Raw genomic sequence first — 10,513 nt, forward strand, 5'->3', positions numbered from 1 at the left:
CGTGGCCGCGACGATGCTGGTTACGATGACCTATGCCCCACCCCACGCAGCAGATGGTCGGCGACATCGTCGCGATGACCGACCCCGTGGTTCGGAACGTGGCCATCACCACCTGCTACCGCGACCTCGCGCTTGCCGTGGCCGACGTCGTCGGGCGGCGGGACGTCAACTGGCTCGCGTTCGGCGCGTGGGCGAGCGGTACCGCAGGCCGAGCGATCCGGGGCGAAGGCCTCCCGATCGACTGGGGCACATCAAGAGCCGTGGCCGAGGGGAACCGCACGATCATCGCCGACGTCGCGCCCCGGTTCGTCCGCTGGCTCGACGAGGTGGCGCGCGCTGGCGGGCCGAGCAGGACTGCGCTCGAGGTCGCGCTGGGGGACGCGATTTTCGAGACGACCCCCGAGTTGGCCGACGCCCTCGTGGCCTACCAGACCGCCGTCGAGCTGAGGGAGCTCACGGGGGATGCACCCGCCGACGAGGAGGCCGATCAGGCCCTCGCGGAGCTCATGCTGCTGGGTAATGTGAAGGTCGCGGCGCACGAGCAGCACATCGCCGACGACCTCATCGACGACGCGATGCCGCTGGGCGGACTGTTCGGCCGCATCACCACCCGCTTCGTCGAGGTCATCACGCCCGACGGGCCGCTAGACGTGTGCCGCGACGTCCCGCTGCCGAGCTATCTCGGCGGGCTCAAGTATCCGAGCGTCCTGGCGCACCTGACCAGGGATGACCTCTGCGAGCTGGCCGAGCGCTTCGACCACGCGCCTGACGGGGAGGTCATCGAAAGCCGCGCCACCACCTGGGAGTGCTACGACGAGCGGATGGGCTACATCTTCTGCTTTTTCCGTGCCTTCGCCCGCGACGCCCGGTACTTCGACGTGCCGGCGGAGTTCCTGCGCTGAGGCCGATCCAGCCTGGCGATCCGGACGTCCACCGCCACTAGCCCTCGTCGAAGAAGTCCAGGTCCTCTTCTATCTCGACGCTGTCGTGGGCGAGGTGGAGACGCAGGGACTCTGTATCGCGCAGCTGCTCCTCAAGTGAAACCAGCAGGTCCTCGTCCGACGGCTCACGGTCGTCGATGATCGCACGCAGGACCGCCCGACGGGTGAGCTCCTTCGCGAACGAACCGGTCATTCCTTCCGACAGGGCGGCGGCCTCCGACAAGGCGTCTTCGGAGAATCCGATCCCGCTGCTGTAAAGCTTGAGCAGCCCGCGTCGGCCCTCCTCATCGGGGAGAGGTATCTCGACGGCGAGGTCCACGCGCCCTGGCCGCTGCACCAGCGCCTCCTCCAACACATCGATCCGGTTGGTGGTGAGCACGAACGTGACGTCCACATCCCCGTCGATGCCGTCCACGGCGTCGAGCACCTCGAACAACACTGCTGTAGAACCGTCGAACGATCGGTCCTCGGCTACGAGGTCACAGTCCTCGAGCACGACTACCGACGGTTGCATGGCGCGTGCCAGGGCTGCCGCTTGGGAGATCATCATGAGCGCCTGGCCCCGGAGTAGGACGACGGTATGGCCTTCGAGCTCGCCCAACAGGTGTCGCACAGTATGCGTCTTCCCGGTGCCGGGCGGACCGTAGAGGAGGAGTCCTCGCTTGAGATGCTGCCCGTGGGCGCGCAGCCTGTCGGCATGACGCGCGATGCCCTGCACATGCCCGCCGATTCGCGCCAGTGTGCCCGGCGGCAGAATGACGTCGGAAGCGGGCACTCGTGTACGCGGCAGGAACTGGTAGACGGGGCGGTGGTCGTCGCTGAGGCCAAGGGTGACCACTTGGCCCCTCAGAACGCTGTGCTCATCAGACAGGCGGCGCAGCTCGTCGAGCAACGCCACGGCGACGCTCGAGTCCGTCGACATCACATCGACGGCGGGCGCACCGTCGCCGTCGGAGCCGCCCCGGCGTTGGAAGACCAGTACTGGGGTGCCGCGGTGCGTGAAGCTGCGAGCGCCAAGGCCGATGGCCTGGTGGGTGGTCTCGGGCCCGGAAGGAAGGTTGACGTAATCGACCTGACCGACGGGGAAATTGGCCCACCGGTCCGCCAGGATGTCGCCCAGCACCCGGTGGTAGCGCTCCTGCCCTCCGCCCAACCCGAGCAGCACAGCCTCGGGATCCTGCGCCATGAGTTGACCGAGAGCGACGTCCCAATCAACGTAACGGTGAGGTGGGATGTCCTCGGACAGCACGGAGAGCCTGGTGGCATCGGTGCCGAGTCGGTCGGAGACGGCGTCAGTGAAGCGCTGTTGGTTGCCGCTGCCGGCGTCGATCCGGTTGGCGAGATCGCTGAGCTTGGCGAAGGCGGAGAGAAAGGAACGCAGATCGTCGTCTGTCATGGTGCGATCGTAGTGGTGCCCTGTGCCATCCACGTGGGGTGAGCCCTGCTCGCGTCCGGCACGTCGTTTCCCATGACCAACGTCAGCTGGCGAGCCGGAAGAGGGCGTCGATCCCCAGGATCAGCATCGTCAGGATGGGGAACGTCAGCGCCGTGAGCCACTGGGTGCGACGGGGCGGTGCGTCGGCGGAGCGGGGGTCGGCCACGGGGTCGGGGGTTGAGAGGTCGCGCCAGGTGGAGGTGACGCTGGCCACGAGCAGGCCGACGCCGATCACCAACGCGACCAGCCAGCTGAACTCGGCCACGACGTCGGTGAGAAACAGCATCGCGAGTACGAGCACCGCCATCAGCGCCACGCCCAACAGGCCCGCCACGGAGTACTTCACCTTCGCGAGCCAGGGCAGCACCCGACGGGGGAGTGCCATGACGACGCTGGTCAGGCCGAGGACGACGGCGAGGGCCACGGCGTCGCCGATCGTGACAGCGAACGGCGTCCCAATCACCCAGTCGTCGACGGCGCGGGGCACGATGAGGAGCCCAAGCAGACCCATGAGCACGCCGACGAGGAACGACGCCCCGAGCCCCGAACCGGAAGCGGGCTCGGGCACGAGGGTCGTGGCGTAGGCCGTCGGGTCACCGAAGGCCTCCTCGGCGGACTCGCCGGATTCGGCGCAGTGGGCGTCGATCGTGGCGAGGGCGTCGCCGATCTGCTCGCCCGAGGCGTCCTGGGTCCGCATGGCGACGATGAAGTCGTCGCGCCAGTTCTTGCTGATGTGGGGGGTTGAGATGTCGGTCATGTCAGGCCTTCCTGGAGCTGATAAGGGGATCGGTGAGTAGCCGGGTGGTGTCGGTGAACTGGGCCCAGCGGGCGGCAACGGCGGCGGCTTCGCTCCGGCCGGCGTCGGTGAGGGCGTAGTACTTGCGTCCGGGGCCACCGTCGCCGGGGCGCCACTCGACCTCGACCCACCCGGTTTCCTCGAAGCGCCCGAGGAGGGGGTAGAGCGTGCCGCCCTTGACGGTCCCGAGCCCGGCGGCGGCGAGGCGCGTGGCGATCTCGTAGCCGTACGTGGGTCCGTCCGACAGGATGCGAAGAACGCAAACCCCCAGCACGCCGCGCAGCCACTCGCTGGGCCAGGCGATGTCAGTATCCATATCTAGATCGTATGTCAGACTAGTAAGGCTGTCAATCTACTGCGTTGGCGCGTGAGTAGGCGGTGCCCCCGCTCGCGCACGCAGAACGCGCGCCCGTCGCGATGATGAGCGCGTCAGCTCCGGCCAGCCCCTCGGGGGTGAGCTGGCGGGCATCCGCACCTCGACTCCCTCCTTGGCGAGCGTCTTGCCCATGGCGATCGCGGCCTCGCGCATCTCTGCCTTGCGGGGAGCCATGCCCGCGAGCAGGAACACCACCGCGCCGGCGCGGCACTTCGAGCCGAACGGCTACGGGCTCTATCAGATGATCGGCAACGTCTGGGAGTGGTGCAGCGACTGGTTCCATCCCCGGACCTACGCGCACGACCGACGTCACGACCCTGGGGGGCCGTCGCACGGCGACCAGCGCGTCATGCGCGGTGGCAGCTACCTCTGCCACGACAGCTACGCAACCGCTACCGGAACTCAGCGCGGTCGCAGAACACGCCAGACTCGTCGATGGGCAACGGAGGATTCAGGACGGTGGCTCGCGGAGTAGGAATCGTGGGCACGACCGATTGAAGGCCAATCGAAGACGATAATCGCGCTCACCTCTGGACGGTCCGATGCCGTGAGGCAGAGCCCATCACGACTGCGGAGGTCGAGCCGTGTAGAAGTCCGCTCGATGCAGTCTCTCAGCTTGGAGTCACGCTCAGAGGTGGCGTCGTGCGGACCTCTACCCTGTTGCGTGTCGGTATCCCTCGACCGTCGGGCCATGGTTTCACCGTCGCGACGGTCGAGTGGAGGATTTGGTGGCGTAGTCGCCACCAAATCCTCCACTCGAGCAGTGGTAGGGCCATCAGCACCGGACCTGGCAACGAGAAAGCTGGGGGCATGGCCTGCGTTAGGGCTAGTCTTCCCTCAGACGTCGACGAGGAGCGGGGATGAGCGCGAGCGGGCCGCGGCAGCTGGTGGACAGCGTGCCGTCGTTGGTCGACGTGGCGCTCGACTACATCCGCACCCGCATCGCGACGGGGGAGTACGCGCCCGGGCATCGCCTCAAGGAGCGCGAACTTTCCGACGAGACCGGGATCTCGCGCATCCCCATCCGCGAGGCGATTCGCGCCTTGGCATCCGAGGGCTTTGTCACGCTGGTCCCACGGCGCGGAGCCATCGTCACCGAGCTGCGGCCCGACCTGCTGGACGAGATCTTCGAGGTGCGCGAGGCGCTCGAAGTGCAGGAGTGCGTGCTGGCAGCCCAGCGCGCCACACGGGACGAAGTTGCGACGATGAGGGCCAGCGTGGAGGCGGCCGAAGAGGCGGCGCGCGTCGGGAACGCCGAAGGCGTCAATGACGCCAACGCCCGCTTCCACGAGATCCTCGTCGACGCGTCGCACAACGACACCCTCGCCCAGGTCCTGCGTCCGCTGAAGAACCGGCTGAACTGGATCCTGCGACAGAACGACGACGTGACGCTCGTCTGCCGGGAGCACCGCGACATCCTCGAGGCCATCGCGTCCGGCGACGTCGAGCGGGCCCGCGAGGTGGCCACGAGCCATGTGCGTACGAGCAAGCAGATCGCCCTTGCGGTCCTCTTCGAGGATCGCGAACTCAGCGCGTCTGGCTAGGCATTCGGCGGCTCCGCGGGAGTAGCCTGCAGGCATGGTGGCAGCACGGACGATGAAGCAGCGGGCCGCGAAGCGCCGTCAGCGACGCATCCGCGGCAGGATCCAGGATCTCAGCGGTGAGCAGTGGGCTGACCTTCAGGGCCTGTGGGGCGGGTGCGCCTACTGCGGTGCCGCAGGCGTACCGGTTCAAAAAGATTGCGTGCTGCCCGTATCCCGCGGCGGCCGCTACACGCTCGAGAACGTCGTCCCCGCGTGCCGCAGCTGCAACGCGAGCAAATGCAACAGCGAGGTCACCGGATGGATGCGCCGCAAGCGTTTGGATGAGCAGAACTTCCTCATCCGGCACCTCCAGATCAGGGCCGAACTGGTTTCTCGCCTCTCAGAGTGACTGATCGGTCCCAGGGCGGCGGGAGTGAGCAGGGCTGCAGTCAGCAGGCAGGAACTTGAGCAAGTGAGATGGGTCGCGCAAAGGTAACGCTGTTACCGCGGCGTGTCGCGACGTTGACCCATCTCATTTGCTCAACTCTTCATCGCGATGTTCCCGTGGATCGCGAACTGGGGCCTCACCCTGGCGGGCAACGTCATGCGTGCGCTGGGCACCAACGCCGGTGAGGTTGGCTTCGACGCCCTCGAGGCGACGGGCACGAACTACAACGGCCTGTACGCCCTCGGCAACGGTGCTCCGCTGACCTCGCTGATCTGGGGCTGCATCGCGATCTTCGCGATCCGCAACCGCACCGTGGCCGCCGCCATCAGCGCCGGCGTCGGTGGGGTGCTGGCGTTCTTCGGGATCATCCACGCTGGGGCCCCGGTGCTGGGCGGTGAAACCCCGACCAGCTTCCTCATCGCCTACGCGATGGTGGCCGCACTGTTCGTGCTCAAGTGGTTCCTCGACAAGCGCGATCCGTCCCTTGCCGGTGGCGCGCCGGCCGACGAGGACCACGTGCCCGCCGCAGCGGTGGCCACCGCCTCCACGTCGAGCGACCCGGTGCTCGACGGCACCGAACGCGCGGCTGTCGGCGACGCCGCACACACGGACCCGGCGCCGGCGCGCGCCCGACCGGTCGAGTGAGCTGAGGCGCCCTTGAGGGCGCTGTGATCAATCAGGGTCAGGCCCGGGGCAACAGCCCCGGGCCTGACCTTTTCCACAGACGTGGGCCCAGCTCACGCGCCCGGGCCCACGACCCCCAGTTCATAGGCCCGGATGACCGCCTGGACGCGGTTGGGCACCCCGAGCTTCGCGAGGATCCTGCCGAAATGAGCCTTGACGGTGGACTCGCTGAGGTAGAGCGCCCGGGCGATCTCCGAGTTCGTCAGCCCCCGTCCCACCAGCACGAAGACTTCACGCTCCCGATCGCTCAACACCGAGAGCTCCTGCTCGCCGACCCGGCGGTCGCCGTCGCTGAGGTGGGGCACGGCCACCTCGATCAGCCGGGCGGTCACCCGCGGCGAGACCACGGCGTCGCCGGCCACGACGGTACGCACAGCGGCCACCAGCTCGGCGGGCGGCGTGTTCTTCAGCAGGAATCCAGCCGCCCCGGCCTCCAGCGCGCCGAACGCGAAGTCGTCGCGGTCGTAGGTGGTCAGCACGAGAACCCGGGTGGCCGGGTGCGTGGCTGTGATGAGCGCAGTCGCTTCGATCCCACCCATGCCCGGCATCCGCACATCCATCAGCACGACGTCGGGGGAGAGGCGGTTGGCTGCACGCAGGGCCTCATCCCCGTCCCCCGCCTCACCGACCACGACGATGTCCGGCTCGGCCTCGAGCACCAGCCGCAACCCGTAGCGGATGAGCTCCTGATCGTCGGCCAACAGGACGCGGATGGCGGTGCCCCCTTGGCGTTGGTGAGTCATGGTTCCTCCATCGGCAGCCGCACCTCGACGCGCCAGCCCCCTGCGGCACGCGGCCCCGCCGTCACGTCGCCATCGTAGAACGCGGCCCTCTCCCGAATGCCGACGAGACCGCGACCGTCAACGATCTCATCGCTGACGGGAGCGGACGTATCCTCCACGACGATGACCGCCTCGCGCTCCCGGAGCTGGACCTGTACGTGGACATCGCGAACGTCACGAGCATGGCGCAGCACGTTGGTGAGCGACTCCTGCACGATGCGATAGGTCGTCAGGCCGGCCAACGACGAGTGCGCAGTGAGGTGTCCGCTGACCTCGAGGCGGACCGGTAGGCCAGCGGTCCGGAAGCCGTCGGCGAGGGCGGGAAGGTCATCGATCCCGAGGGTCGTGGGCACCGAGGGCTGGCCGGGGTCCTGGTTGCGGCGCACTGCCCCGAGCAGTAGTCGTACTTCGCCGAGTGTGCGCCGGCCGGTCTCGGCCACCCGTTTGATGGCCCGGTGCGCCTCGTCAGGCCTCGATGACGATGTGGCGGCATCTGCGCCGTCGGCCAGCGCGATCATGACGGCCAGGCTGTGGGCTATCACGTCGTGCATCTCGCGCGCGATCCGTTCCCTCTCAAGGGCGCGCGCAATGCTTGCCTGCTGGTCGCGTTCCCGCTCCATCTGCTCCGCCCGCTCGACCAGCGACGAGATGTGTCGTCGGCGGTGGCCGACGTTGATGCCGATCAGAGTCGTGATCAGCGCGACGACGAGGTAGACGGTCGCGGCGCTGATCCAGTCGGTGGGCCATTCGTCGTAGGCGGCGCGAGGGGCCAAACCGAGGATGGGAGGCCCGAGCCGGAGCCGGAACGCCAGCACCACTGCGGCCACGATGCCCACTGCGGCGGAGACGCTGAAGGCGCCCCAGGCTCGGCGGGGGATCAGCTCAGCTCCGGCACGGAACAGGGCTGGGACGATCAGGACGGCCTCGGCCCCAGTGCCCAGCGCGAACGTGAGCGGCAGGAGCGCCAACGCGGCCGCGAAGGCGAGCGTGGGGAGCCGGTGCCGGATCACAATGGTGGCGATTGCGGCAGTCCCGAGGACCAGGATTCCCGCCGGCGGGGTCCGGAGGCTGGACTCCAGAGAGAGGTACGCGAAGCCGCCGGCGAGGAGGAGGTACCCGACCAGCAGGGCTGCGGTGATCCGCTGAGGGTGGGTGTGGATCCTGTCACTCGCCGCGGCTGGGCGTGGCCCGGGATTCATGCGTCGCGGCTCCTCAGGGCATAGGCGCCCAGCGCCAGTGCGAGGATCACCCATCCCGACGCGAGCAACCAGCCCGCCCCCGTGCTGACATGCCCTCCCCACACGTCGAGGAATGGCCCGTCGGGCGTGCCGACGCGGGCCATGGCATCGCCGGCATTGCCCAGAAGAAGAACGCGAGCCACCCGGGAGAAGAGGTTGAACGGCAGCGCCGAAGCGAGGATCGGGCCGAGCAGGGTGGCCGCGAAGACCACGATCACCCCGACGCTGGTCGATCTGACCAGCATCCCAACGCCCACGCCGAATACTGCGCACATCCCGAGGTAGACCGCGGAACCGAGCAGCGCCACGAGCACACCGGGTGCCGTCGCCGGAGCCTCGAGTCCGTACTCGGCGTAGGCGGGGTAGGTGCAGAGCCAGGCGCCGACCACGGTGATCAGCGCGACACTCGTCACCGCTGCGAATTGAACGATCGCCTTCGCCCAGAGAACCCTCAGACGGGCGGGCACGGCCATGAGCGTCGTGTGAATCGAGCCGGACGAATACTCGGAGCCCGAGGCCGTGACACCGGAAATCCCCGCGATGATCTGGCCGAGAATCACCATCGGCATTGTCACGTCACCCATCGTGCGCTCCACCGACGGCACGGAGGGAACGCCGGAGGACTCCAGGGTCAAAGCCAGGAAGAGACTTCCGCCAAGCCCGATGACCAGGATGCCGGCGAAGGCCAGCATGGTCGATGGCACGCTCGCAAGCTTGATCCACTCGGAGCGCAGCACGTTGCCGAAGGCAGGTGGCCGGGGTGCGGCATCGACCCGCTGGGGTGCGGCGTGGGTGGTCATGCGTTCGTTCCATTCGCTTCGGCGGTGTTCGCACGGTACTCGACTGCCTCTGCGGTCAGAGAAAGGTATGCGGCTTCCAGGGAACCGCGCAGCGGGGTCAGTTCGTGCAGCACGACCCCGGCTGATCCGGCGGCTTCGGCCACCTGCGCGGGACTCAGCCCGGAGATCTCCAAGGCTCCGTCCGGCGTGAGCGTGATGGTCGTGGCGCGACGATCGACTGCCTGGATCAGGGCCTGGACGTCGGGGGTGCGGACCCGCACGGCGTCGCCGGTGGCTTGACTGACCACATCGTGAAGGGGGCCGTCGGCCAGGATTCGGCCGCGGCCGATGACGATCAAGTGGTCTGCCGTCTGCGTCATCTCGCTCATGAGATGCGACGACAGGAGCACGGTCCGGCCATCTTCTGCGAGCCCGCGGAGGAGGGACCGAATCCAGATGATCCCCTCCGGGTCAAGCCCGTTGACGGGCTCATCGAGAATGACGATCCGAGGATCCCCGAGCAGCGCCGCGGCGATGCCGAGGCGCTGTCCCATCCCCAACGAGAACCCGCCGACTCGTCTGTGTGCCACGGACTCGAGCCCGGCGAGACCGATGACCTCGTGCACGCGTGCCTTCCCGATCCCGTGCGTCGCGGCGAGTGAGAGCAGATGCTTATAGGCTGTGCGGCCGCGATGCGCGGAGCGTGCGTCGAGGAGGGCGCCAACGTCGCGCAAAGGCCCAGGGAGGTGTCGATATTCGCGCCCGTTCAGAGTGGCCGAGCCCGTCGTCGGGCGGGCCAGGCCGACGATCATGCGCATCGTCGTGGACTTTCCGGCCCCGTTGGGCCCGAGGAACCCGGTCACCCGGCCGGGCTCCACGGTGAAGCTGACGCCGTCGACGGCCAGCCTCTTCCCATAGCGTTTTGTCAGGTTCTGTACCCGGATCATGCGGTCACCTTTCGATCGCCTCTCACGCTAGGGCGACGGCGCGGACCCCGGCATCGGACGACGGTCCAGATCCGCTGCTGTGCCCAGTACCTGGGTACTCAATCGCAGTGGCCTCTCCGCTGATCACGCCGCCACCTGCACGTTTGTGCAGAACCCGCGAGAGGGCCGTGCGACAGAACCCGGGCAAGGGTGCTCCCTCGAACCTGGATGGCCGGATGGCCGGCGAGCGCCAAGGTCGCGGGGGAATCAAATTGACGGTACAAAGGTGACAAGAAAGGCGCGGGCTTAGCCTTTTAGGACCAGACATTTCCCGCGAAGCGTCCGGCCCGGCTTCCGTCTGAGCTGGCGGGCGGGAGTGATGGATTCCGCTCTGGCAGGGGGCTTTGGTCAGGCGCGAACGCTGTTACATAACGCGATAGCAGAATTCGGACGAAAGCAAAAGTGGGTCACACTAACTTTCGGAGATTTTTTTGACCGGACCTATTTACTTTTGCCGGGTGCGGGCTTACCGTCAGGTTCTCATCAGTTTGCGCCAACGCTGGCGCCCCAGTCTCGGGAGACCCG

Annotated in this window: 11 protein-coding genes and 1 pseudogene; 5 read left to right on the forward strand and 7 right to left on the reverse strand. The window is 67.7% G+C overall.

Annotated elements, in window-relative coordinates:
• Positions 1-32: 32 nt before the first annotated feature.
• Complete coding sequence (locus RPIT_RS00970) at positions 33-902, forward strand: hypothetical protein (RefSeq protein ID WP_077339681.1); 870 nt, start codon at positions 33-35, stop codon at positions 900-902.
• A gap of 37 nt (positions 903-939) precedes the next feature.
• Here the strand turns inward: RPIT_RS00970 and RPIT_RS00975 are convergent, their stop codons facing one another.
• The 3 genes from RPIT_RS00975 to RPIT_RS00985 all read right to left on the reverse strand — a co-directional run bounded on the left by RPIT_RS00975 (position 940) and on the right by RPIT_RS00985 (position 3,488).
• A complete protein-coding gene (locus RPIT_RS00975) occupies positions 940-2,337 on the reverse strand; it encodes an AAA family ATPase (protein WP_077339683.1) in 1,398 nt (465 codons plus the stop codon).
• Positions 2,338-2,419: 82 nt separating this feature from the next.
• Entirely contained in the window at positions 2,420-3,133 is a 714-nt protein-coding gene (locus tag RPIT_RS00980) for a hypothetical protein (RefSeq protein ID WP_077339685.1), read from the reverse strand.
• Position 3,134: 1 nt separating this feature from the next.
• Positions 3,135-3,488, reverse strand: coding sequence for a PadR family transcriptional regulator (locus RPIT_RS00985; RefSeq protein ID WP_077339698.1), 354 nt, complete (start codon positions 3,486-3,488; stop codon positions 3,135-3,137).
• Between the two features lie 250 nt (positions 3,489-3,738).
• Here RPIT_RS00985 and RPIT_RS00990 point away from each other — a divergent pair.
• The 4 genes and pseudogenes from RPIT_RS00990 to RPIT_RS01005 form a co-directional block, all read left to right on the forward strand.
• Positions 3,739-4,046: pseudogene (locus RPIT_RS00990) on the forward strand (formylglycine-generating enzyme family protein); the annotation flags it as partial.
• Between the two features lie 362 nt (positions 4,047-4,408).
• Positions 4,409-5,092, forward strand: a complete 684-nt coding sequence (locus tag RPIT_RS00995; RefSeq protein ID WP_077339700.1) for a GntR family transcriptional regulator — start codon at positions 4,409-4,411, stop codon at positions 5,090-5,092.
• Between the two features lie 34 nt (positions 5,093-5,126).
• On the forward strand, positions 5,127-5,480 hold the full coding sequence (locus RPIT_RS01000; RefSeq protein WP_077339702.1) for an HNH endonuclease: 354 nt from the start codon (positions 5,127-5,129) through the stop codon (positions 5,478-5,480).
• 147 nt (positions 5,481-5,627) lie between these two features.
• Positions 5,628-6,164: a hypothetical protein gene (locus tag RPIT_RS01005; RefSeq protein ID WP_077339704.1), complete on the forward strand. Its 537-nt coding sequence runs from the start codon at positions 5,628-5,630 to the stop codon at positions 6,162-6,164.
• A gap of 92 nt (positions 6,165-6,256) precedes the next feature.
• Here the strand turns inward: RPIT_RS01005 and RPIT_RS01010 are convergent, their stop codons facing one another.
• The 4 genes from RPIT_RS01010 to RPIT_RS01025 are packed head-to-tail and all read right to left on the reverse strand — an operon-like array spanning position 6,257 to position 9,949.
• The gene (locus tag RPIT_RS01010; protein WP_077339706.1) at positions 6,257-6,946 is read right to left on the reverse strand and encodes a response regulator transcription factor; all 690 of its coding nucleotides are present in this window, start codon (positions 6,944-6,946) and stop codon (positions 6,257-6,259) included.
• Entirely contained in the window at positions 6,943-8,184 is a 1,242-nt protein-coding gene (locus RPIT_RS01015; protein ID WP_077339708.1) for a sensor histidine kinase, read from the reverse strand. Before RPIT_RS01015 ends, RPIT_RS01010 begins: the two co-directional genes overlap by 4 nt.
• Positions 8,181-9,023 carry an ABC transporter permease gene (locus RPIT_RS01020; RefSeq protein WP_077339710.1) on the reverse strand — a complete coding sequence of 281 codons (843 nt, stop codon included), beginning with the start codon at positions 9,021-9,023 and terminating at the stop codon, positions 8,181-8,183. Before RPIT_RS01020 ends, RPIT_RS01015 begins: the two co-directional genes overlap by 4 nt.
• On the reverse strand, positions 9,020-9,949 hold the full coding sequence (locus RPIT_RS01025; RefSeq protein WP_077339712.1) for an ABC transporter ATP-binding protein: 930 nt from the start codon (positions 9,947-9,949) through the stop codon (positions 9,020-9,022). The genes RPIT_RS01020 and RPIT_RS01025 overlap by 4 nt, the downstream gene beginning before the upstream one ends.
• Positions 9,950-10,513 lie beyond the last annotated feature (564 nt).

The sequence above is a fragment of the Tessaracoccus flavus genome (assembly GCF_001997295.1).
GTDB lineage: Bacteria > Actinomycetota > Actinomycetes > Propionibacteriales > Propionibacteriaceae > Arachnia > Arachnia flava.

Excerpts from the sequence above, each read along its gene's own strand:
- RPIT_RS00970 (WP_077339681.1), top strand. The coding sequence starts at position 33 with ATGCCCCACCCCACGCAGCAGATGGTCGGCGACATCGTCGCGATGACC.
- RPIT_RS00975 (WP_077339683.1), bottom strand. The coding sequence starts at position 2,337 with ATGACAGACGACGATCTGCGTTCCTTTCTCTCCGCCTTCGCCAAGCTC.
- RPIT_RS00980 (WP_077339685.1), bottom strand. The coding sequence starts at position 3,133 with ATGACCGACATCTCAACCCCCCACATCAGCAAGAACTGGCGCGACGAC.
- RPIT_RS00985 (WP_077339698.1), bottom strand. The coding sequence starts at position 3,488 with ATGGATACTGACATCGCCTGGCCCAGCGAGTGGCTGCGCGGCGTGCTG.
- RPIT_RS00995 (WP_077339700.1), top strand. The coding sequence starts at position 4,409 with ATGAGCGCGAGCGGGCCGCGGCAGCTGGTGGACAGCGTGCCGTCGTTG.
- RPIT_RS01000 (WP_077339702.1), top strand. The coding sequence starts at position 5,127 with ATGGTGGCAGCACGGACGATGAAGCAGCGGGCCGCGAAGCGCCGTCAG.
- RPIT_RS01005 (WP_077339704.1), top strand. The coding sequence starts at position 5,628 with ATGTTCCCGTGGATCGCGAACTGGGGCCTCACCCTGGCGGGCAACGTC.
- RPIT_RS01010 (WP_077339706.1), bottom strand. The coding sequence starts at position 6,946 with ATGACTCACCAACGCCAAGGGGGCACCGCCATCCGCGTCCTGTTGGCC.
- RPIT_RS01015 (WP_077339708.1), bottom strand. The coding sequence starts at position 8,184 with ATGAATCCCGGGCCACGCCCAGCCGCGGCGAGTGACAGGATCCACACC.
- RPIT_RS01020 (WP_077339710.1), bottom strand. The coding sequence starts at position 9,023 with ATGACCACCCACGCCGCACCCCAGCGGGTCGATGCCGCACCCCGGCCA.
- RPIT_RS01025 (WP_077339712.1), bottom strand. The coding sequence starts at position 9,949 with ATGATCCGGGTACAGAACCTGACAAAACGCTATGGGAAGAGGCTGGCC.